The 21,807-nt window shown below is 69.1% G+C and carries 17 protein-coding genes, 4 pseudogenes and 1 riboswitch; of the genes and pseudogenes, 11 read left to right on the top strand and 10 right to left on the bottom strand.

Annotation, left to right across the window (positions count from 1 at the left end; translation table 11 throughout):
• Positions 1 to 114 precede the first annotated feature (114 nt).
• The 4 genes from AB0D14_RS04300 to AB0D14_RS04285 all read right to left on the bottom strand — a co-directional run bounded on the left by AB0D14_RS04300 (position 115) and on the right by AB0D14_RS04285 (position 2,693).
• Positions 115 to 738 carry a DedA family protein gene (locus AB0D14_RS04300; protein ID WP_362774670.1) on the bottom strand — a complete coding sequence of 208 codons (624 nt, stop codon included), beginning with the start codon at positions 736 to 738 and terminating at the stop codon, positions 115 to 117.
• Positions 739 to 845: 107 nt separating this feature from the next.
• Positions 846 to 1,754 (bottom strand): PDR/VanB family oxidoreductase, encoded by a 909-nt coding sequence (locus AB0D14_RS04295; RefSeq protein ID WP_362774425.1) that lies wholly within the window; start codon positions 1,752 to 1,754, stop codon positions 846 to 848.
• 12 nt (positions 1,755 to 1,766) lie between these two features.
• Positions 1,767 to 2,408, bottom strand: a complete 642-nt coding sequence (locus AB0D14_RS04290; RefSeq protein WP_362774423.1) for an MSMEG_1061 family FMN-dependent PPOX-type flavoprotein — start codon at positions 2,406 to 2,408, stop codon at positions 1,767 to 1,769.
• A gap of 111 nt (positions 2,409 to 2,519) precedes the next feature.
• A complete protein-coding gene (locus tag AB0D14_RS04285; RefSeq protein ID WP_362774421.1) occupies positions 2,520 to 2,693 on the bottom strand; it encodes a hypothetical protein in 174 nt (57 codons plus the stop codon).
• A 444-nt stretch (positions 2,694 to 3,137) separates the two neighbouring features.
• Between AB0D14_RS04285 and AB0D14_RS04280 the strand changes: the two genes are divergently transcribed.
• The gene (locus AB0D14_RS04280) at positions 3,138 to 4,058 is read left to right on the top strand and encodes a LysR family transcriptional regulator (RefSeq protein ID WP_362774418.1); all 921 of its coding nucleotides are present in this window, start codon (positions 3,138 to 3,140) and stop codon (positions 4,056 to 4,058) included.
• A 240-nt stretch (positions 4,059 to 4,298) separates the two neighbouring features.
• Here the strand turns inward: AB0D14_RS04280 and AB0D14_RS04275 are convergent.
• Positions 4,299 to 6,067, bottom strand: a pseudogene (locus AB0D14_RS04275) (ABC transporter permease subunit).
• 1 nt (position 6,068) lies between these two features.
• Positions 6,069 to 6,455, bottom strand: a pseudogene (locus AB0D14_RS04270) (cellulose-binding protein); the annotation flags it as partial.
• A gap of 536 nt (positions 6,456 to 6,991) precedes the next feature.
• Here AB0D14_RS04270 and AB0D14_RS04265 point away from each other — a divergent pair.
• From AB0D14_RS04265 to AB0D14_RS04255, 3 genes and pseudogenes are all read left to right on the top strand, one after another.
• Positions 6,992 to 7,259: pseudogene (locus AB0D14_RS04265) on the top strand (xylosidase); the annotation flags it as partial.
• Positions 7,260 to 7,390: 131 nt separating this feature from the next.
• Complete coding sequence (locus AB0D14_RS04260) at positions 7,391 to 9,466, top strand: non-reducing end alpha-L-arabinofuranosidase family hydrolase (protein WP_362774415.1); 2,076 nt, start codon at positions 7,391 to 7,393, stop codon at positions 9,464 to 9,466.
• Between the two features lie 94 nt (positions 9,467 to 9,560).
• Positions 9,561 to 10,526: a glycoside hydrolase family 6 protein gene (locus AB0D14_RS04255; RefSeq protein WP_362774412.1), complete on the top strand. Its 966-nt coding sequence runs from the start codon at positions 9,561 to 9,563 to the stop codon at positions 10,524 to 10,526.
• 33 nt (positions 10,527 to 10,559) lie between these two features.
• Here the strand turns inward: AB0D14_RS04255 and AB0D14_RS04250 are convergent.
• Positions 10,560 to 10,835, bottom strand: a pseudogene (locus AB0D14_RS04250) (hypothetical protein).
• Positions 10,836 to 11,326: 491 nt separating this feature from the next.
• Here AB0D14_RS04250 and AB0D14_RS04245 point away from each other — a divergent pair.
• Positions 11,327 to 13,774: a SpoIIE family protein phosphatase gene (locus tag AB0D14_RS04245; RefSeq protein ID WP_362774409.1), complete on the top strand. Its 2,448-nt coding sequence runs from the start codon at positions 11,327 to 11,329 to the stop codon at positions 13,772 to 13,774.
• A gap of 447 nt (positions 13,775 to 14,221) precedes the next feature.
• Here the strand turns inward: AB0D14_RS04245 and AB0D14_RS04240 are convergent, their stop codons facing one another.
• Together AB0D14_RS04240 and AB0D14_RS04235 are read right to left on the bottom strand one after the other, a co-directional pair.
• Entirely contained in the window at positions 14,222 to 14,677 is a 456-nt protein-coding gene (locus AB0D14_RS04240; RefSeq protein WP_362774406.1) for an RICIN domain-containing protein, read from the bottom strand.
• 187 nt (positions 14,678 to 14,864) lie between these two features.
• Complete coding sequence (locus AB0D14_RS04235) at positions 14,865 to 15,857, bottom strand: helix-turn-helix domain-containing protein (protein ID WP_362774403.1); 993 nt, start codon at positions 15,855 to 15,857, stop codon at positions 14,865 to 14,867.
• Positions 15,858 to 16,460: 603 nt separating this feature from the next.
• Between AB0D14_RS04235 and AB0D14_RS04230 the strand changes: the two genes are divergently transcribed.
• The 5 genes from AB0D14_RS04230 (at position 16,461) to AB0D14_RS04210 (ending at position 20,199) form a co-directional block, all read left to right on the top strand.
• Complete coding sequence (locus tag AB0D14_RS04230; protein ID WP_362774400.1) at positions 16,461 to 17,093, top strand: DUF2461 family protein; 633 nt, start codon at positions 16,461 to 16,463, stop codon at positions 17,091 to 17,093.
• A 553-nt stretch (positions 17,094 to 17,646) separates the two neighbouring features.
• Positions 17,647 to 18,282, top strand: coding sequence for an ATP-dependent Clp protease proteolytic subunit (locus AB0D14_RS04225; protein WP_362774397.1), 636 nt, complete (start codon positions 17,647 to 17,649; stop codon positions 18,280 to 18,282).
• 7 nt (positions 18,283 to 18,289) lie between these two features.
• Positions 18,290 to 18,598, top strand: a complete 309-nt coding sequence (locus AB0D14_RS04220; RefSeq protein WP_362774395.1) for a hypothetical protein — start codon at positions 18,290 to 18,292, stop codon at positions 18,596 to 18,598.
• 348 nt (positions 18,599 to 18,946) lie between these two features.
• Positions 18,947 to 19,133, top strand: a riboswitch (cyclic di-AMP (ydaO/yuaA leader).
• Positions 19,134 to 19,136: 3 nt separating this feature from the next.
• Positions 19,137 to 19,610 carry a C40 family peptidase gene (locus AB0D14_RS04215; RefSeq protein ID WP_362774392.1) on the top strand — a complete coding sequence of 158 codons (474 nt, stop codon included), beginning with the start codon at positions 19,137 to 19,139 and terminating at the stop codon, positions 19,608 to 19,610.
• 91 nt (positions 19,611 to 19,701) lie between these two features.
• Positions 19,702 to 20,199: a DUF6328 family protein gene (locus tag AB0D14_RS04210; RefSeq protein ID WP_362774390.1), complete on the top strand. Its 498-nt coding sequence runs from the start codon at positions 19,702 to 19,704 to the stop codon at positions 20,197 to 20,199.
• Positions 20,200 to 20,224: 25 nt separating this feature from the next.
• Here the strand turns inward: AB0D14_RS04210 and AB0D14_RS04205 are convergent, their stop codons facing one another.
• Positions 20,225 to 20,668, bottom strand: coding sequence for an ATP-binding protein (locus tag AB0D14_RS04205; RefSeq protein ID WP_362774387.1), 444 nt, complete (start codon positions 20,666 to 20,668; stop codon positions 20,225 to 20,227).
• 261 nt (positions 20,669 to 20,929) lie between these two features.
• Here AB0D14_RS04205 and AB0D14_RS04200 point away from each other — a divergent pair, with 261 nt between their 5' ends.
• The gene (locus tag AB0D14_RS04200) at positions 20,930 to 21,799 is read left to right on the top strand and encodes a helix-turn-helix transcriptional regulator (RefSeq protein ID WP_362774385.1); all 870 of its coding nucleotides are present in this window, start codon (positions 20,930 to 20,932) and stop codon (positions 21,797 to 21,799) included.
• The last annotated feature ends 8 nt before the right edge of the window (positions 21,800 to 21,807 follow it).

Here is a 21,807-nt window from a genome sequence, read left to right as displayed (position 1 = left end):
TCCATTCATACATGTCATGACTGAATGTATGATCGGAGGGGAAGGTAACAGGTACGGTCTGAACGTGCCACCCTTCCCGCGGGACGTCGGGTCCAGCGGCGGTCACAACCGGAGTCAGTCGACGGCGGTGTCCGCTGCGACGGCGGTCCTGCGGCGGCGGAGGTGACGTACGCCTTCGATGACACCGGTCACCACGACCGCCAGCCCCACACCGACGGCGATGGCCAGCAGCGTGTTCTCCTGGAACACGACGCCGCCCAAATAGCCGGTGAGAGCGGTGTAGGCGCTCCAGGTGGCGGTGGCGAACGCGACGAACAGTACGTATGTGCCCAACGGGTAGCCGACGAGTCCGGTCGACAAGGTGGCCAGGTAGCGCCCCACCGGGATGAACCGTGTGGTCACCAGGATGAAGCCGCCGCGGGCGTCGAGTTCGCGGGCGAACCAGTCGTGTGCCGTCCGGCGTTTGGAGCCCGGTGGCAGGCGCTTGAGTATGCGTTCACCCAGCAGGCGTCCGACCGCGTAGGGGACGAGATCGCCGAGAAGGGCACCGAGCGTCGTGGCGGCGATGACGAGCACGATGTCGGTCTCACCGGTCGCGGCGTAGACCCCCGCGACGATCACGACGGGTTCGCTCGGGATCAGCGGGAGGAAGGAGTCGAGGAAGGACACCGCGACGAGCACCGCGTACAACCACGGTGAGGCGATGACCGATTCGGCCAGATCGAGCCAGTCGATCACAAGCAACCGGCCCTGGTCGTCAGATGCGGATGGGCGGTCATGGGGCATCCCTCCAGAGATGGTCGGCGCTCACGGCGTGCGGCACATGAGGCGTGGTACAGATCGGGTCAGAGGTCGACGGTGAGGCCGGACGACAGCGCCCGTGAAACGCAGCAGTACATACGACCCGGCGGGGCGCCGATGTCGTCGCGGTGCTCCGGCTCTCCGTCGACGAGGACGATCTCGCAACTGCCGCAGACCCCTTCACGGCATCCGGACGGTATGCGGAATCCCGCGTGGCTCAACGCGGCCAGCATGGAGTCCTCCGCACTGACCCGGACGGTCCGTTGCGACCGGACGCAGCGCACATCGAAGGGCTTGTCGGGTCCGAACTCCTTGGCCACCGGCCGGAAGTGCTCGATGTGCAGCTGCTGCGCGGGGAACGCCGCCTCGGCCGCGTCGAGCATCGGCTCGGGGCCACAGCAGTACACCAGCGTCCGAGGGCCCAACGCCGCCGCCTCGGCGGCGAAGTCGGGCCTGCCGTGCCGCTCGGTGGCGTGGATGCGCACCCGGCTGCCGTGCGCGGCCCGCAGTTCGTCGGCGAACGGCATGGTGGCGAGGGACCTGCCCATGTACACCAGCGTCGCCGAGGCGCCCGCGTCGACCGCCGCCGTCAGCATCGGCACGATGGGGGTGATGCCGATCCCGCCGGCGAGGAACAGGTACTCCGGGGCGGGCAGCAGGGGAAAGTTGTTGCGTGGCACCGAGACCTCGAGTGTGCGGCCCTCGTCGAGGAACAGGTGGATGTACTCCGAGCCGCCCCGGCTGAGCCGGTCGTGACGGACGGCGACACGGTACGTGTCGAGGTCGGCCGGGTTCCCGCACAGCGAGTACTGCCGGGTCAGCCAGTTGGGCAGTGACAGATCGATGTGGGCGCCAGGTTCCCAGGGGGCCAGCGGGCCGTCGGCGCCGCGCAGGAGGAGCGAAACGGCCCCCTCGGCGACCGGCTCTGCCTTTTCAAGGATTGTTCGTTGCATGGCCATACCGCCTCAGTACAGGTGCCGGTAGTCGTCTTCGAGCATCTCTTCCAGCACCGTCGGATCCGCGTCGAGCCCCATCTGGTCGATGGCGATCTCGCCCATCGACGGCAGTTCCCCGGCCAGGGCCTGGCTCGCCGGATCCCACAGCCGGGAACGGATCAGCGCGCGTCCGCAGTGGAAGAAGACCTCCGTCACTTCCACGACGATCGCCAGCACGGCCTCCTTTCCTTCGGTACGCATCCGGGCGAGCACGTCCGGCTCGTCGGTGGGATAGGCACGACCGTTGACACGCAGCACTTCTCGCATTCCTGGGACGACGAACATCAGCCCGATCCCGTCGTTCTCGGCGAGATTGCGAAACGAGTCGGCCAGGTTGTTGCCCGGTCGGTCGGGGATGGCGAGCGTGCGCTCGTCCAGGACCTTGACGAATCCCGGATAGTCGCCGCGTGGTGAGCTGTCGGGGAGTCCCGTGGCGTCCGACGTGGCCATCGCCAGGAAAGGAGAATGGGCGATGAAACGGCGGCAATGCAGGTCCAGACGGTCGTGGACCTTGCGTTTGATCATGTCCTCGGGCTCGCCGATCCGGGCGCGCACCTCCGCAAAGGAAATGCGGCGCGGGCGGGCTTCGGGGATTACGTCGCTGCTGGTCATGGGATGGTTATGAACTGTCATTCGGTTTGCTCGCTACTCGCTCTCACACGGTTTACAAGGGGGGTCATGACGTCGGATGAACATCGAGTTCGGTAGCTGATCTGGTGGGGGTCACCGGACGGCGTCGTACGACAGCACGGCGTGCACGCCCCACGTGTCGTTGGCCACTTGGGTGATTCGCAGGTCGACGGCCACGCCGGCCAGGGCCGGCGCGGCCGTCCTGTCCAGATCGAAAAGTGAGCGCAGCCAGGCCGGCATGGCGTCCGGCGCATCCCCCGTCGCCACGTTCGAAGCCCTCCAGGGTCGTGCGGGCGAGCTCGACCGACCAGCGTGACGTGGCCGGTGACCTCGACGGCGTGCTTGAGGACGAGAGTGGTGAAGCACAGCACGTCCTCGCATGTTTCGACGGTCGCCTGGTCGGCCGGTCCAGGGAAGGCACCGGAGGCGGCGGCGAGCACGGTGCCGCCCAGGCTCGGGACCGGGCGGCGCGGGTCGTAGAGAAACGTGTCCGCCGTCGCCACCGGCGGTGTTGGCGCGGCCCCTCCCCGGTCACGTCGGCACCGCGGCCGCCGACGTCAGGGTGCCCGCTGTCGCGTGGCGTGCGGATGCGGATGCGGATGTCCACCGCGACCTCCTTCATGTCGTCGAGTGGATTCGACGTTAGGAAACGCAGCCGATTCACACCAGTGCAACCTTGATAGGTAGTACTTTCGCAAGTGATAATCCGGGATGGACTACGTCGATCTGAACCTCATCGAGGCGTTGGACGCGCTGCTCGCCGAGAGCAGCGTGACGAAGGCCGCGGCACGCCTGCACACCTCGCCACCTGCGATGAGCCGCGCTCTGGCCCGACTGCGCCGCACCTTCGACGACCCGCTCCTCGTGCGGGCCGGACGCGACCTCGTGCCCACCCCCCGGGCCCTGGAACTGCGCGGAGAGGTGCACGCTGTCGCCACCCGAGCTCGAGCACTGTTCGCACCGTCGAACACTGCCGATCCCCGAACCGCCGTGCGCACGTTCGACCTACAGGTCGACGACATGCTGTCCACGACCTTCATCCCGTCCCTCATCGACGACCTACGGACCCAGGCGCCCGGCATCTCCCTGCGGTTGCGGCCGGAGAACCTTGAGGACACCCCGGCCCTGCGCGAAGGACTGGTGGATCTGGAGATCGGGATCGTGCGTCCCGGTGACCCGGAGATCCGCTCGGAAACACTTCTCACGGAGACGCTGATAGGCGTTGTCCGGCCGGATCACCCACTCGCGAGGGCGAAAACCGTCACACCGCGGCGGTTCGCCGCCACCAACCACATCGTCGTATCGCGACGCGGCCGAGCCCGCGGCCCGATCGACGAGCGGCTCGCCGAACTGGGCCTGAGCCGACATGTGGTGGCCGTGGTCCCCGGCGTCGCGACCGCGCTGTTCCTGGCCCGCGAAACCGACGTCGTCAGCGTCGCCCCGGCCGGACTCGGACGGCCGATGCTGAACACACTCGACCTGCGCACGTTCCCGATCCCCCTGGTGCTGCCGCCCCTGACCATCGGCATGGCGTGGCACCCACGCAACCATCACGACCGCACGCATCAACTGCTGCGCGAACGGATCCGCCACATCATGACCACCGCTGTCGACGCAGCCGCGCAGGCGTGACTCGTTCTTCGGTCAGCTCCTCTTTCTCGGCGTCCCACCAGCGCGGTGGGAGGTCCGCGCGGTTGCGTTTGATCCCGTCCGCGGGGACTGGGCGGACGGGCTGGTGATCAGCCTCGCCGCTTTTCGGCCCGGGATCGCCCGCACAGCCTGGACTCCGACCATCCGAAAGTTGGACCCCGCCCCATCAGAGGGGTCAAGTGGCAGGTGTGTCAGGTCGGCTGCATCCCGAGGACCTGTTTCTCATCGGTTCGCCGCCCGGCGGCGCCGGCTCCGTGTCGGGGCCAAGGCTGTGCTGGACACGGCGAGAACGGAGAACAGGACCAGTGCGCATGCCGGGCCGAGTACGGTCCACGGCGCGAGCTCCACGTACGGCTGGTTCTCCGACAGGAGGCGGCCCCACTCCGCGGTGGGCGGCTGTTCGCCCAGACCGAGGAAGCCGAGGGAGGCCAGCACGAGGACCGTGGTGGGCAGGCGCAGGAGCGCGTTGCGCAGTACGGGGGGCAGCACGGCGGGCAGCAGGTGATGGCGGAGCAGATATGCGCGGTCGGCGCCGAAGGAGACGGAGGCAAGCATGTGGCCGCTGGCTCGTTCCTGTTCGTACAGTGCCGCGGCCTGGGCGGCGTAGGGGGTCCAGCCGACCAGGCAGACCGCGCACGCGGCACCCCAGACCGACGGGCCGGTCACCGCGGTCGTCAGCAGTGCGGCGAGAACCGCCGGCAGCGTCGACACCACTTCGGTCAGGCCCGCGCCCACCTGGGCCGCCATACCGAGCAACAGCCCGGTGACGGTGCACACCGCCGTCACGGCGAGAGCCACGCCCACCGTCCGCAGCGCCCCATGGCCCAATCGGGCCAGCAGATCACGGCCGAGCGAATCCGTGCCGAGTGGGTGCGCGGCCGAGGGCGGGAGCAGCCGAGCCGCCGTGTCCACGTGCAAGGGATCGCGGAGCAGTCCGGCGACGATCAGGGTGAGCAGGACTACGGCACAAACTGCGGCGACCCAGCGGGGGGAATGCCCTGATCGGAGGGCCGGCGTGTGCAGGGCGGGCAAGGCCCCGTCCCGCAAGGCAGGACCGAGGAGGGCTCGGCGCAAGGCCTGGATGAGGAGGCCGGCTGCGATACCGAGGACAACCAAGGCCAGTGTCGTGGTCTGCAGGGGCGGGAGGTCCTGGGCGATAGCGGCGTCCAGGGCGAGGCGGCCGAGCCCGGGAATGTTGAAGATCTTCTCCACCGCGACGGCACCGCCGACCAGGGCCCCACGGTGGGCAGGAGTTGTGGGTGCACACCGGCCAGCGTGCGACGCAGCGCGTGCCGGGCGATGTGGCCGGGCGCGAAACCGTAGGCGCGCCAGGTCCGGGCCCACGGTTCGTGGAAGGCCGCGGGCAGCGACTGGTCGAGCAAACCTCCGATCATCGCCCCGGAGGGGACACCCAGGGCGAGCGCGGGCAGCAGCATCGACGACGGCCCCTCCCATCCACTGGACGGGAACCAGCCCAGCCAGACGCCGAACACCGTGGCGAGGATCGAGGCGAGGAGGAACTTGGGCAGCGCGGCGAGGACTGCGGTCCCTGGGGCCCCTGTGCTCCCGGGCAGCCGGTGCCGGGAGCCCAGATACAGGGTGCGGGCGCTGACCAGTGCGGCGACCGCGATCGTGACCGCGAACGCGCCGAGCATCAGTGTGAAGGAGACCGCGAAGGCGCTCGTCACCTGGGGCAGGACTGGTTCGCCGGATACCCAGGAGGTGCCCGCGTCGCCCTGGGTCAGCCCACGCAGCCAGTGCGCGAGATGTGCGAGTGGTCCCTCGTCCAGGCCCAGTTGCTCACGTACGGCGGCCAACTGGGTGGGGGTCGGATCCTGGTCGGCGGAGCGGGCCCGCAGGACCGTCAGTGCGGGGTCGTTCCCGGACAACCAGGGCAGCAGGGCCACTGCCGTCAGCAGCGCCGCCCCGGCCGTGAGGCGGCCGAGGCCCGCACGCCATCGGGAGGGGCGGACGTCCACCCTGGCCGACATGCCTGATCATGTCGTCGACGAAGGTGACGTCCTCGCCACCGGCGTTGCCCCAGCCGTTGTTGAGACCCTGGGGCGCGACGAAGACGGCGCTGTTGTTCGCCAGCCGCTGGAGCCCGTAGTAGGCCCAGGTGCCGGTCTCCACGGTGCGGCCCGTGGCAACGTCGGAGGAGGTGCCGCCCAGCCAATGGAACCCGAAGACCAGCCGGTAGGGGCGGTTACGGTCGTAACCGTCCGGGATCCGCAGGATGAAACTCCGGTTCTTGCCACCGGTCTGAATCGTGTGCGTACCACTCGTCAGCGTAGGCACCTTGCCGCAACCGGGGGTCGCGGCAACGGTACGCACGGAGGCGGCAGCCGTGCCGGAGGCCGGTAGCACGGTGCTTCCCAGGGTCAGGACGAGCAGCACCGCGACCGCGGCGGGCCGTAAGAGGGATCTTGCCGTGGCGCTCACGTAACTCCCCTTTCCGAGAACAGGATGTGGCTGAATGTCGCGTACCTGACATGGCGGATGAGCGCAAGATTCGGCCATTCTCCCGATCGAAGTGCATTCCGCCACAGGGTCGTCCCGGACTACAGAGAGGCAGCGGAACATGTCAACACCCTGGGATTCAACGCCTCCGCAATCAAGGCAACAGCTCCGGACATGCGCCGACCAGGCGCGAGACCGCCCAAGGCGATCGGCTCCGACCGCTTCCGGCCCACCGACTGTGCGAAATATTTCGACATAGAGACCGAATCATGCGAGAGGTATTGACGGGCGGTACCGGGCTCCTATCATCCAGAGTGTTCGACGTGCCGATCGATCTCCGACATCGCGAAACGGCACGCGCCGCTCAGCCCTGGAGCTGTCGGCGGCTCCACGCGCCACCCACAACGGTCCGGCCGCGCAAGGAGAACGCCATGGATATGTCATGTCTGCGTCAACTTGGACTCAAGGGCGACGGCGGCGTGACTCGGCGGTCATGGTCGACGGGCTGACCATGAAGGGGACCACCGGCACCACCGGCACCACCGGCACCACCGGCACCACCGGCACCAAGAGGACGGTCGCCTCTGGCTGCGGGCGAACGCCGACATCCGTCCCCGGAGCGTCCCGGCCCGGCACCTTCTCCTACGGCACCGACAGCGTCACCTCCACCCGCCTGGGACCCGCTTCGCCATGGGCAACGACTGGCGGTTCTTCATGGGCTACCGGTCCGAGCTGTCCACCCCCTGAACCTTCCGCCCCTCCCTCCCCGCATACCGCACCCCGCACCCCGCACCCCGCACCCCGCACCCCGCACCCCGCACCATCCACTCGCACCCGACCGTACGAGGAGAAGCATGAATCCGCTGAAACGGATCGGCCGACGCCGAGCCTCGGTCCTGGGCCTGGTGGCCGTGGCCGCCCTGATCACGCCAGGCACCGCGACCGGCGCACCCGACGCGGCCAAGGCAGGCACCCCGGGGGTCCAGGCCGGCAGCCCGGAGGCCAAGGCCGGCACCCTGGGGGCCCAAGCGGCCCAGTCCGGCCGCTACTTCGGGACCGCCGTGGCCGCCGGAAGACTCGGCGACAGCACATACACCGGCATCCTGGACCGCGAGTTCAACTCGGTCACAGCCGAGAACGAGATGAAGTGGGACGCCACCGAGCGGTCCCGCGGACAGTTCACCTTCGGCGCCGCCGACCAGATCATGAACCGCGCGGCGGCCCGCGGTCAGCGCATGCGGGGCCACACGCTGGTGTGGCACTCCCAGCTGCCCGGCTGGGTCAGCTCCATCAGGGACGCGAACACGCTGCGCGGCGTGATGAACAACCACATCACCACGGTGATGAACCGCTACAAGGGCCGGATCCACTCCTGGGACGTGGTCAACGAGGCCTTCGCCGACGGCGGCAGCGGCCAACTGCGCAGCTCGGTCTTCCGGGATGTGCTGGGCAACGGCTTCCTGGAGGAGGCGTTCCGCACGGCCCGGACCGCCGACCCGGCGGCCAAGCTCTGCTACAACGACTACAACATCGAGAACTGGGGCGACGCCAAGACCCAGGGTGTCTACCGCCTGGTTCGCGACTTCAAGGCACGCGGCGTTCCCATCGACTGCGTCGGCCTCCAGGCCCACTTCGGCGCCGGCGGTCCACCCGCCAGCTTCCAGACGACGCTGACGAACTTCGCCGCCCTCGGCGTGGACGTACAGATCACCGAACTGGACATCGCGCAGGCCCCGACGACCGCGTACGCGAACACCGTCAGGTCCTGTATGAACGTGGCGCGCTGCACCGGCATCACGGTCTGGGGCATCCGCGACAGCGACTCCTGGCGCAGTGGGGAGAACCCCCTGCTGTTCGACCGCAACGGCAACAAGAAAACGGCCTACCAGTCAGCGCTCACCTCGATGGGCGGCACGGCCGCGACACGGCGGGCCGACGCCCGGTCGGCTGGCTCCCGTTCGCCCGGGTCCGCCGCCGCGCTGCCTTCCCGCTTCTCCTGGAGCTCCAGCGGGACGCTGATCTCACCGAAGTCGGACGCCACCCACAACATCGCCGGGATCAAGGATCCGACGGTCGTCCAGTACAACGGCAAGTACCACGTGTTCGCCAGTACCGCGAGCTCCTCCGGATACAACCTGGTGTACCTGAACTTCAGTGACTGGTCGCAGGCCGGCTCGGCCACGCACCACTATCTGGACCGCAGCGCCATAGGCACCGGCTACCGGGCCGCGCCGCAGGTCTTCTACAACGCGCCCCAACGCCTGTGGTACCTCGTGTACCAGACCGGCAACGCGTCGTACTCCACCAACCCCGATATCAGCAATCCGAACGGGTGGAGCGCACCGCGCAACTTCTACTCGTCGATGCCGGACATCATCCGCCAGAACATCGGCAACGGCTACTGGGTCGACATGTGGGTGATCTGCGACAGCGCCAACTGCTATCTGTTCTCTTCCGACGACAACGGGCATCTGTACCGCTCCCAGACGACCGTCGGCCAGTTCCCGAACGGCTTCACGAACACCGTGATCGCGGCCCAGGACTCCAAGTACGCCCTCTTCGAGGCGAGCAACGTGTACAAGGTGCAGGGCAGCAACCAGTATCTGCTCCTGGTCGAGGCCATTGGATCGGACGGCCGACGCTACTTCCGCTCCTGGACGACGACCAGCCTTGCCGGCTCCTGGACACCACTGGCCGCGTCCGAGAGCAACCCCTTCGCCAAGTCGAACAACGTCGCCTTCCCGTCAGGATCCTGGACCAGGGACATCAGCCACGGCGAGATGATCCGTGCCGGTTACGACCAGACCCTGACCATCCCCGCCTGCCGACTCCAGTACCTCTACCAGGGCATGAACCCCGACGCGGGCGGCGACTACAACACCCTGCCGTGGCGGCTCGGCCTCCTCACCCAGACCAACTCGACCTGCTGACCGACCGTCCCGTGGGGAGCGCGTCCGATGAGAGCGCTCCCCACCTTCACCGCCGGCCATCGGACGCATCCCTGTCAGAAAACGAGGTACCGTCATGCGCCGCAGACTGCTCGCCCTGATGGCAGCGCTCTCCTCGCTGCCGCTGGCACTCGTCGCCGCACCGTCCGCCCACGCGGCCGACCCGACGACCATGACCAACGGGTTCTACGTGGACCCCGACTCCAGCGCGAAGCGGTGGGCCACGGCCAACCCCGGCGACGGCCGGGCACCCGCGGTCAACGCCTCCATCGCCAACACGCCGACGGCCCGCTGGTTCGGCTCCTGGAGCGGCACCATCGGCAACGCCACCGGCGCGTACGCAGGCGCCGCGGACGCCCGGGACAAGCTACCCGTCCTTGTCGCCTACAACATCTACAACCGCGACTACTGCGGCGGGCACTCCGCGGGCGGAGCCTCCTCGCCGTCCGCCTACGCGAACTGGATCGCCCAGTTCGCGGGCGGGATCGCGAGCCGCCCGGCCGTCGTCGTCCTCGAACCGGACTCCCTCGGGGACTACGGCTGTATGAACCAGGCCCAGATCGACGAACGCGAGGCCATGCTCACCGGCGCGCTCACCGAGTTCAACCGCCAGGCCCCCAACACCTGGGTCTATCTCGACTCCGGCAACCCGGCCTGGGCGAGCGCGGCGACCATGGCCCGGCGCCTCCACGAAGCCGGCCTCCGACAGGCCCACGGCTTCTCGCTCAACGTCTCCAACTACCTGACCACGGCCGAGAACACCGCGTACGGCAACGCCGTCAACAGTGAACTCAACGCCCGGTACGGCTACACCAAGCCGTTCGTCGTGGACACCAGTCGCAACGGAAACGGCTCCAACGGCCAGTGGTGCAACCCCTCAGGCCGCCGGATCGGCGCCTCCACCCAGCTGGGCGGAGGCGCCGAGATGCTCCTGTGGATCAAGGTCCCGGGTGAGTCCGACGGCAACTGCGGCGCCGGAACCGGCTCCTCGGCCGGACAGTTCCTCCCCGAGGTCGCCTACAAGATGATCTACGGCTACTGATCCGGAACCGTCCGCCGCAGTTCCAGTACCGAGTCAGGGGCGAGAGCCTTCCTCCGGCTTCTCGAAGAAGAACTCGTGCTTCAAGAAAGGACACGTCGTACTCGTGGCCGGACTGCGGCGGCAGCGACCAGGACGCCTGGAACAGCCGCCACCCGTCGTGCAGCGCGGCGAGCGCGGTGGGGCAGGACGCTCGTCGCTGTCACCGGTCGCCGGACGGGACCGGCCGGCCCCGTCGTACCGGGAGCAGCCCAGCACATCGGAGCCGAGTGCCGACGTCGAGACTGCACCGACCGCCCAAGAGCGCCACAGATCCGGCTACGGGACATCCAACTCCTGATCTTGTGGGTCTCGGCCCGACGGTCCCGACGGTCCCGAATGCCAGGCCATGTGCGGCGGACCGGGGTCGGCAGAGACCGGTCCGCCGACCTTCGTCCGCACGGTCGGGGCGTCAGCCTCGACCGCGCCGCGTCTACCCCCACGGCGGCTCGACTCTTGGAGGTAGGGCCTCCGATGCCTTTCCTGCCATTCCCGTGCTGGGACGGTGCCGGAAACGCTGCCCCGTCGTCCTCTGCTCACCCCTGCCGCGCGTGGCAGGGGTGAGCAGCTGCGGTAGATGTGCTGCGCCTGCTGTCGAGCAAGGCGCACAGGCGCCGGCCCCGCTCAGCCCCGCACCCGACCCGGCGGTCAGGAACGCATCGGCCAGGGCGCCGTGGAGCGGAAGCGGACCTAGGCTGAAAGCTGGCGGCTGGAAATCATCCCTGAGGAGCACGGCTGTCCGGACGGAGGCGTGGCGCGTGGACATGGCCGGAAGACAGGATGTCCGCACTGCCGCGCTTGTGGTGGGCCCGGACGGCATGGTGAGCGGCTGGAGCGAGAGCGGGCGGCTGCTGCTGGGCTGGGCAGCGGAGGACGCCGTCGGGCGCCCTGTGACCGACCTGCTGGCCGCTCCCCCGCCACCCGGTTTCCCCGAGAATCACGGCAGCGGCCCCGACCACGCGGAGCTCATCCCTCTGCGCCACCGGGACGGCTCCACGGTGGACGCTCTGGTGTCGACTCACCCGCTGCTCGGCCCCGCGGGGCGGGCATTGGGCCACGTGGTGACCGTCCAGCGCTGGGAACGCCGACCGGTGATCGCCGACCTGGCCTTCGAGCAGTGTCCCTTCGCTCTGGGCGTCTATGACCCTGAGCTGCGGTTTCTATGGATCAACGCCTCCTCGGGCCGGGTGATCGCGCACTCCGAGGAGCAGGTGCTCGGTAAGAAGTACCGCGAGGTGCTTCCCGAATTCGACCGCTCGCTGTTTCCCGAAAGGGACGACAAGCCCTACACCGACCAGCTCTCCGAAGTGGCGAGGACGGGCAGGCCCGCGCGTCTCATCACCGTCTTCCGCCCGCGCGGCAGTGACTACGCCAACGCCTGGGCCACCAGCATGTGGCCCGTCCGGGATGCCGAGGGCAGGGTCCGCGCGGTCGCCAACTGGGGATTCGACATGAGCGCCGAGTACTGGGCCCGGCAGCGCCTGCTCATCCTCAACGAGGCCAGCGGCGGTATCGGCCAGACACTCGACGTGATCGGCACCGCCAGGGAACTGGCGACGACCCCGGTGCCGGGATTCGCCGACCTCGTCACCGTCGATCTCTTCGACGAGGTGCTGCGTGGAGAGGAACCGCCGCTTCCGCCCGCCTCCGGCGAAGCCATCACGCTCAGTCGCGCCGCCCAGCACAGTGCGAAGAGTGACACCGACCGGGCGCCCGGGCACCAGGTGCCGGTCAGTCACGCTCCCGGTTCCGTCGCCACCCGCTGCATCGCAACCGGCAGGTCCACGGTTCAGCTCGCGGCCGAGCCCGGCGAGGGCGGCGAATGGGCCTTCGGGCCCGGGCTAGCCTCCGACCCGGCCCACTGGCCGCCGGGCAACCCGTTGATCGACGAGTCCATCGCCGCGGATGGGCTGACCTGCCGGATCACTGTGCCGCTCCGGGCCCGCGGGGCCCTGCTCGGCGTCGTCGAGTTCTCCCGCAGCGACCGGCCCGAGGCTTTCACCGCCGACGACCTCATCCTCGCCGAAGAGCTGACCGCCAAGGCAGCCGTCGCCATCGACAACGCCCGCCGGTACTCGCGCGAGCGCACGACCGCGCTGACCCTGCAGCGCAGTCTGCTGCTGCAGCGGCTGCCGAGCCAGGAGGCGGTCGAGGTGGCATCCCGCTACCTGCCCGCCGGGACCGACGCGGAAGTGGGCGGTGACTGGTTCGACGTCATTCCGCTCTCCGGTGCCCGGGTCGCCCTGGTCGTCGGCGATGTGGTCGGTCACGGCCTGCACGCCTCGGCCAGCATGGGCCGGTTGCGCACGGCGGTCCGCACGCTCGCCGACGTCGACCTGCCGCCGGACGAGTTGCTGACCCACCTGGACGACCTGGTCGTCCACCTCGCCAGCGACTTCCAGCCCGCAGGCCGCTTCCAGCCGACCGGCGAGTTCGGGGCCACCTGCCTGTACACCGTCTACGACCCGGTCTCCCGCCGCCTCACAATGGCGAGCGCGGGTCATCCGCTACCGCTGATCATCTCCCCGGACGGCACCAGGACCCCAGCGCCCGCACAGCCGGGACCACCGCTCGGCATCGGCGGGCTGCCCTTCGAGGCGACCGAGCTCGAACTGCCCGAGGGCAGTCTGCTCGCCCTCTACACCGACGGGCTGGTGGAGAGCCGTGAACGCGACGTCGACCAGGGGGTCGACGAACTGCTGCGGGTCCTGAACCATTCGACCACCACACTGGAGGGCCTCTGCGACACGGTGATGGACGCCATGCTTCCCGAACACCGCACCGACGACGCCGCCCTGCTGCTCGCTCGCACTCACGCGCTGGATCCCCAGCATGTCGCCGACTGGGACGTCGAGCCCGACCCCGCACAGGTGCCGCGTGCCAGGAAGTTCGCCCTCGGCCAACTGGAGGCCTGGGGCCTGGAGGAGGCGTCATTCGTCACCGAACTGGTTGTCAGTGAGCTGGTCACCAACGCCATCAGATACGGCGAGCCCCCGATCAGGCTGCGCCTGATTCGCGATGCCTCCCTGATCTGCGAGGTCTCCGACGCCAGCAACACCGCACCGCACCTGCGTCGGGCGCGCGCCTTCGACGAGGGCGGCCGGGGCCTGCTGCTCGTCGCCCAGCTCACCCAGGGCTGGGGCACCCGGCACACCACCGACGGCAAGACGATCTGGTGCGCACAGACCCTCACCGAGCCCGAGCCACGATGAGGGCCGAGCCCGGCGGGCCGTGGCCGGGCTCCCGGCAGGGCGGCGATGGCCTGCGCTACGCGGCCCCGCCACCGCGCCTCAGCCCGCCTTCGAAACCCGGATCGTCGAGGGGCACGTCGAGGGGTGCCTGCGCCAACACGACGGGGAAGAGCCTGTGGGCGAGGGCCGGACGGACCGGTAGACGAGCGGTCGCACCGTCCCCGGCCGCACGGGCTCGTGCGGCGGGACACGAGTGATCGCGCCAGGCCGCAGAGAGGTATTTCCGAAGACGACGACCCGGCCGGGTGGTGCACGGACGCACCGCACCACCCGACGCGAGTTGTCCGGCAAGACCCTCGCCACCCCGGCGGGTTTTCCAGGGCCCGCGCCTTTGCGAGCATCCCGAGGACGCGTTCCCTCACTGTGTGCCGGGCTCCTCGGGCGAGCCGTCGCACGCCAAGCGCAGGGCTACACCCATTGCTGGTAGATGCTTCCGTTGCAGGCTACGAGCCGGACACCCTGGGACACGCTGCCATCGAGGCACCGTCCGGACTGCACATGCCTGATCTCGCCCGTGGAGACGGTGGGACGCCACTTCTGGTACGTGCTTCCGTTGCAGGCCACGAGACGGACCCCCTGGGAGACACTGCCGTCGAGGCACCGTCCGGACTGGTAATGCCTGATCGGAGCGCTGCTGTCCCAGAAGTAGTCCCACTTCTGGTAGGAGCTCCCGTTGCAGGTGTTGAGACGGGCCCCCTGGGAGACACTGCCATCAAGACAGTGATTGGCGTAAGCCAGATTGTCCCAGGTGTTCCAGACGGTTGCCGTTGCCTGAGCAGGTGCGGCAAGCAGGGCGGTCATGGCCAGTGTTGCAGCCGTTCCCCCAGCCAGCGCTGTCGCCCGGGACAGGGCATGCTTGATCATCGGCGTTCTCCTTTTTGATCGGTGAGCACTTCGGCCGACGGGCGAAGGCGGCGTACCTCCAGCAGTTCGGCACCGAGCGCATCCTTTGGACACGTCAACGCCATGAATGCTCCGGGCCGCCGGCATGGGCGGCTACGCCCTTAAGCCCTGGCTTAAGGGCCCACAGCCACGGTGCGCGGCGCTATCGCTATCGGTTCCCGTCCAGCAGTTCCCGGCCCAGGGCGCTGGCCATGTGCAGTACGGAACCACCGTGTCGGCTGGTGGTGATGAGGCGTGCCTCGCGCAATGCCTTGGTGTGCTGGCTGACGGCCGCCGGGGAGACACCTAGTCGCGCGGCCAGTTCGGTGGTGTTGCAACCGTCGGCGGCCACGCGCAGCGCGGCGGCCCGGGTACGTCCGAGCAGGGAGCCCAGGGGGTCGTCGGTCACGGGGCCCCTGGGATGCCACAGCGCGGCGCCGGTGGCCGGGTCGGTCACCGCCGGTACGGTGAGCCGCGGCACCGACGCATCGTCGTACGGGTCGTACAGCAGGCTGAACTGACGCCAGGAGAACAGAGTTGGCACCAGGACCAGCCCTCTGCCGCCCAGGTGAATCTCGACCGGGCGCGCGTAGCGTATCTCCAGCACGGGCGGGCGCCAGCGCACCAGCGGAGGACTCAGAGCGGCCAGCAGGGCGTCGACTCCCCCTTCGAGGAACGTGCGGGCGTACTGCGCCCGCACGACGTCCAGCTGTGACTGGGAAGCTGCCCAGTGCGGCGCGACGGCCACTCGGTGACAGGCCACGAGGCCGGCCGCCAGTAACCGCCGGGCATCGGCGTCCCCCTCGGCGACGGCCCGCGCCCACGGCATGTGGGCGGGGCGGACGGTGACGGCTTCCAGTTCGCGGCGTACCAGGGTGCGCGGTGCCCGCAGCAGAGCCTCCACGGCGTGGTCGATGTCGGGCGAGTCACCGGCCAGCGCCAGCAGGTCGAGGCCCGGGCCCCGGGCCGGCAGCAGTGCGGTGAGTGGCCCGGCGTCCTCGCCCAGCCGGCCGGCCACCGTGGCGCGCCACCGTTGAAAGGGCAACGGGAGGGAACGCCCGCACAGCATCTCCAGGCTGTAATACGTCTCCGCGGCGGCCCCGATGGTAGTGGCCACCCGGGTACGGGCGAGATCCTCCGCGGTGAAATGGATGCGCAGCACCACAGACCTCCGTCACGGAGCGGGGACACCTGCAGGCGTGGTGCCAGTCCCGGCCGCCGCCTCCGTGGCGACCGTGAGATTGTCGGACGGGACGAGCGGGGCCTGCAACGCCCTTTCCGGACCTTTGGCCACGCAGCGTTCACTGGGTTTCGGTTGGCGTGAGAGTCTGCGCATCCCGCCGCCCGGGACAACTCGCATGCGGGCCGCCGGACTCGTCCCGGCGTGGGCGCAGCGGGGGCGGCGCCGCGTGCGGGGGTGTAGCGCGCAGGGGGCGAGCCGAGGTTTGCCGGTTCTGGGTGCCGAAGGTGGACCAGAGGGCTGCGGTCAGCAGGAGAAGCGCGCCGAAGACGAGGTGGACCGGCCTGCCTACGAAGTGGCCGAAGAGGAAGCCGGTGGCGAGGATCGCCCCTGCGCTGACGACGCGGATGGCGGAGTCGAGGAGCCCGTGCCGGGTGCTGGGCAGGGCGGCGGGGGCCCCGAGCCGGAGGAGGAGTCCGAACCGGCCGGCGAGCCCTGCCGCAACACCTCCACCACGTCTGGGGTTACGCCTCCCTGCCCGTCTCGCTCTCCGCGCGCGGATCACGGGTGAGCTACCCTCCGCGCATGCGCGAACAGTTCACCGGCTGGCCGGAGCAGGCCATGGACGTGTTGTGGCAGCTCCAGGGCGAGCCGACCCAGGCGATCCGCGAGCGCTGCCGCGCGGACCGCGAGCGCCTGGTCCGGCAGCCGATGATCGCCCTGCTCAACGAGGTCGCCGACACCGACCCCCGGTACGAGGACTTCTCCGTCTGGCACTACCGCACCGACTCCTGGTGGTGGCAGCACCAGAGCGCGGTGATCCGGCTCGCCCGCAAGATCGAGATCGGTCTCCGGTTCGACCTGGACGGCCTGCGGATCCAGGGCGCCTGGTGGTACCCCGATCCCGGCCAGGTGGACACGTTCCGCAAAGCCGTCGCCTCCGAGGGCAGCGGCCGCGAACTGTCCGCCATCGTCGAGGACGTACGGAAGAAGGGCTACGACATCTCCGGGGACGTGATGAAACGCCCCCCGCGCGGCTATCCGACGGACCACTCCCGTACGCACCTGCTGCGCCACCGTTCGCTGATCGCCGCCCGACCCCTCGGCTGCGACCAGTGGCTGCACACCCCCGAGGCGGTCGACCGGGTCCTCTCGGCCGCCGCCGACCTGGACGCCCTGCTGATGTGGCTGGTCCGCCACGTGAAGCGCACCGCCTGACATCACGAGGGCGCCGCGCGGCACGGGAGCAACCACACCCGTGCCGCCAGCCCCCGCCCTCGGAAGATGCGCACCCTCAACACCGACCGGACGTCCGTCGCCCGACAGGAGCACCGGGCGTCGCGCAACTTGCAGTGTCCCGGACGTTTCTCTCCCTGATGACCCGTCATCGACGTGCAGGCCTACGGCGCCGACAGACTCCCGGGCGGGCCGGCTTTCGGCGCCGACCGTCCCCTCGGCCCACTCGGGCCTTCGACCACGGAGCCGGGGGCGGCGCCGGCGGCTACGGCCCTTGCTGTCGCTCCGTGCACAGGTCGGCTGTGCTGCCCCGAGGACCTGCGCGCCGCCTCGGATCACCTCACGGTTCTGCTCGGCTTCGAGGACGACGCGGCTGCCTGAACATGCCGGATGGCCGTGAGAGAAACCTGCTTCACGATCAGCGTAAACACGTTCTGACCTGCTGTGATCTGTGGATCTAGAATCTGCTCCCCATCATAACGTCATGTACGTCCTGTACATTTTTACAGGATCTCTCCCGGAGGAGGCGTGTGTCATGACCCGACCGTCCGCCCGCTACGTCCTGCCCCAGTTCACCGAGCGCACCAGTTCGGGGACGCGGACCATGGACCCGTACTCCAAGCTCCTCGAAGAGCGGATCGTGTTCCTCGGGACGCCGATCGACGACACCTCGGCGAACGACGTGATGGCTCAGTTCATGCACCTGGAGTACCAGGCGCCCGACCGGGACATCTCGCTCTACATCAACTCCCCCGGCGGCTCGTTCAGCGCGATGACGGCCGTCTACGACACGATGCGGTTCGTCAGCTGCGAGGTGGAGACGATCTGTCTGGGGCAGGCCGCGTCGGCCGCGGCGGTGCTGCTGGCGGCGGGCACGCCGGGCAAGCGGTACGCGCTGCCGGGCGCCCGCGTGCTGATCCACCAGCCGTCGTTCTCCGAGCCGGTCCAGGGGCAGGCGTCCGACCTGGCCATCCAGGCCGACGAACTGCTGCGTACCCGTGCGCAGTTGGAGGAGTTGCTCGCTCAGCACACAGGGCAGAGCCGGGAGCGGATCTCGGTGGACATCGAGCGGGACAAGATTCTGGATGCCCCGGAGGCCCTTGAGTACGGGCTGGTCGACCGGATCGTCCCGAGCCGCAAGTCGACCCTCGGCACATCCGGCGCGAGGTGAACCGGCCGTGCTCCCGCCCGAGTTGCCCCCGCTGCCGGCGCTGACCCGGGCCGAGGCCGAGTTGATCGACCGTTACCTGGAGGTGGTCGACCTGATCGGCCGCATCAACCCGGCACACTCCGGCGACACCTACCGCGGACTGCGCGCGGCCCAGGCGCTGGTCGGCAGGGCCTCAGCGCTGCGCGACGCCCTGACCCTGATGCACCAGCGGGGCGAACACGAGGTGCACGCACCGACCCTGGCACGGGCCCTGCGCATCCTGGACGGTGAACGCCGGGCGGGCCGGGTCGCCCTGCCGCCCGGCTCCGGCACCTGACGTACGCCCGCCGGCCCGGCGTCACGCAGGGATTTGACGAGCCGTCCGGGCCGGAACCGAAACGGACCAGACGGTGTACCCCCGGATGGCGTATTCGCGGCTGTACTTTCCGACCCCCCGGAGTTGCGCAACGCGCGTACCTCCGGGGCGGAATCAACCATTCCGGTGCTGGTGCGGAGGTCCTCAGGACCCTCGACACCCCTCCATAGAAAGGGCTGTCCACCCGAATGGGTGAGTGGTGAGTAAGCCCACAAAGCACCGATTCCGCTCGGCTTTTGGCACATCAGTGCGTCAAGATCCCTTCCGACGACAAGCCCCCGCCAGAAGCGGCGGGGCGGTCCGGGCGGACGCCGAGTCCTGCCGCTGCCCGGATGACCGGTCGACAGAAGTGCATCGGCAGGAGTGGAGGACCCAGGCACGACGGGCCGCCGGAGAGATCCGAGTGGTCCTTGGGGTGAAGCCGCAGCAGCGGCCGGGCAACTTCGCCAGCCCGAATCCGACAGGTCATCCTTCACAGGCGGCTGACGAAGGGTTGCGCATGACTGCGCTCAATCGTGTCCCGTCGCTGTTCAGCAGGGCCGGTACGGCATCGGTCCTCACCATCGCCGCTGTCGGCGGTGGCATCGTGGCACCGGGCTTCGCGTCCGGCGCGGAAGCGGCCACTCACGCGACAAAGGCACTTCAGGTGGCGGCCTCCAAGAAGGGCTCCCCCTACAAGTACGGCGCCGCAGGGCCCAAGCGCTTCGACTGCTCCGGCCTCACGCTCTACTCGTTCAAGAAGGCCGGCAAGAGCCTGCCCCGCACGGCGGCGGCCCAGTACAACAAGACGAAGCATGTTTCCTCTTCGAGCCGCAAGCAGGGGGACCTGGTCTTCTTCCATTCGGGCCGGAACGTCTACCACGTGGGCCTCTACGCCGGGAAGGGCCGGATCTGGCACTCCCCGAAGACCGGGGACGTGGTGAAGCTCCAGAAGATCTGGACGAAGAGCGTCTGGTACGGCCGCGTCAGGTGATCTTGCCCACGGGGTGGCCGCGGGGATCCCCGCGGCCACCCCGTGAGGGGCCGGACGTGATTTCGGCGGCTGAGTGGTTACTCGTTCACCTATGGCCGAACCGCATCACCACGAGGAGCGCAACGAGACCCGCCTTGAGCGCGCCGACCGGAACTTCAACGAGCTCCTGCAGGAGCTGCGGGTCACCCAGACCGGCGTCCAGATCCTCTTCGCCTTCCTGCTGACCCTCGCCTTCACCCCGCGGTTCCCGTCCCTCGACACGGTGCAGCGCACCACGTACGTGGTCACGCTGCTGCTCTCGGTGCTGGCGGCGGCGCTCTTCACAGCGCCCGCCGCCCTGCACCGCCGGCTGTTCCGGAGGGGCGCCAAGCCCCAGATCGTGAATGCTTCGTCCCGTCTCGCGCAGGTCGGCCTGGCCGTGCTCGCGCTCGCGCTCTCCGGTTCCGTGCTGCTCGTCGTGGACGTGGCGGTGGGCCGGACCGAAGGCATCGTGGCGGGGGTGACCACGCTGGCCCTGTGCACCGGCCTGTGGGAGGTCATGCCGTATCTGGTGAAGCGGGCCGTGGACAAGGACTCGGACGACAGGTAGCCCGCGCCGGTGGCGGTGGCGAGGCTCAGTCGGCCCGTGCCGGCTCCGCCGGTGCCGTCCAGGGCAGCACGATGGACACGGTCTTTCCGCCCTCTCTGGTGGGCAGGACCGTGAGCTTGCCGCCCCACTCCGCGGTCAGCCATCGGATGATGACCATGCCGCGACCGTTGTCCTGCTGGACGGCCGCGGGCAGCCGTTTCGGAAACCGCGGGTGGCTGTCGGTCACCCCGATGCGCAGTTGTTCGTCACGGTCGAGCTCGATGTCCACCGTGAAGGTGGGTGACAGCCCGAAGGTGTGCTGTACGGCATTCGTGGCAAGCTCGGAGACGATGAGCCGGACCGTGTCGGCGGCCTCCGAGTCGGACGGAAGTCCCCATTCGGCCAGGACGTCGGTGACGTACGACCGGGCGGCGGAGACCGAGGCGGGATCGCTCGGCAGAGTGACGGATGCTTCCTGGCGGTCTGCCATGCGACGTCGTCCCTTTCCCACGGGACCGGAGTCCGACCGAAGCGGATGACTTCGAGCGCGGTCCCGAACTGGTGCTTGCGCCAGAGTGCCATCACCTCGGCGTTCACGGTGCCGATCCACCAGGATATGCATATATCTGTCCCTCGAAGCGGTGAACTCTGCGACGCTCGACCGTATTTGGGCGGCCACCCGGTTTGTCCTCTACCGTCGGCGTGACGCCGGGCGCCATAGCGTCCGCGCGACGGTCGGAAGGAGACGGCCATGCAGTACGGCCCCGCGGTGCACCGACGGAAACTCGGCGCCGAACTGCGGGCCCTGCGCGCCCTCGCGGGCCTCACGAGCGGTGAGGCGGCCCAGCTCGTCGGCTGGCACCAGTCGAAGGTGAGCCGGATCGAGACCGGCCGCAGCGGGGTCAAGCCCGCGGACGTACGGCTGCTCCTGGAAGCGTACGACGTCCGGGACCCGGAACTGCACGAGTTGCTCGTCGTGCTGGCGGGCTCGGACGACGACGGCCGACAGCGCTGGTGGCACGCCTACCGGGGCCTCCTGCCGTCGACGTACAGCGACTTCATCAGCCTGGAGTCGCAGGCCGGCGCGATGCGCACGCTGGAGAACTCCGTCGTGCCGGGCCTCCTGCAGACGCCGGAGTACGCCCGGGAGGTGACACGGGCCGCTGTGGGCGGGGCGCCCGACGGCAAGGGCGACGCGCTGGTGGAGGTACTGGTGAAGGTCCGCCTCGCACGTCAGGACGTGCTCCGTTCGAACACACCGCTCCGGCTGAGTGCCGTTCTGGACGAGGCGGTGCTGCGGCGGACCGTCGGTGGACCGGAGGTCATGGCGCGGCAGCTGGACCGGCTCCAGGAGGCCGCGCACCTTCCTCACGTGCGGATTCAGGTGCTTCCTTTCGGAGTTGGGGCCCATGTCGGAGTCACCGGGCCCTTCGTAATTTTTTCGTTTCCGAACAGATCTGATCTGAATGTGGTTGTTCTCGACCACTTGACGAGTAGCCTTTATCTCGAACACAAAGCAGACCTCCGGGCCTATGGCGAGGCCTTCAACGCCCTTCAGGTCCACGCCCTTTCGCCCGAGGACACGTTGGATTTCATCGCCGGTGTAGCTGACGGCACATGAGGAGGCAC

It is taken from the genome of Streptomyces sp. NPDC048484 (assembly GCF_040651415.1).
In the GTDB taxonomy this organism is placed as follows: Bacteria; Actinomycetota; Actinomycetes; order Streptomycetales; family Streptomycetaceae; genus Streptomyces.
This window is presented reverse-complemented; position numbering and strand designations above follow the sequence as displayed.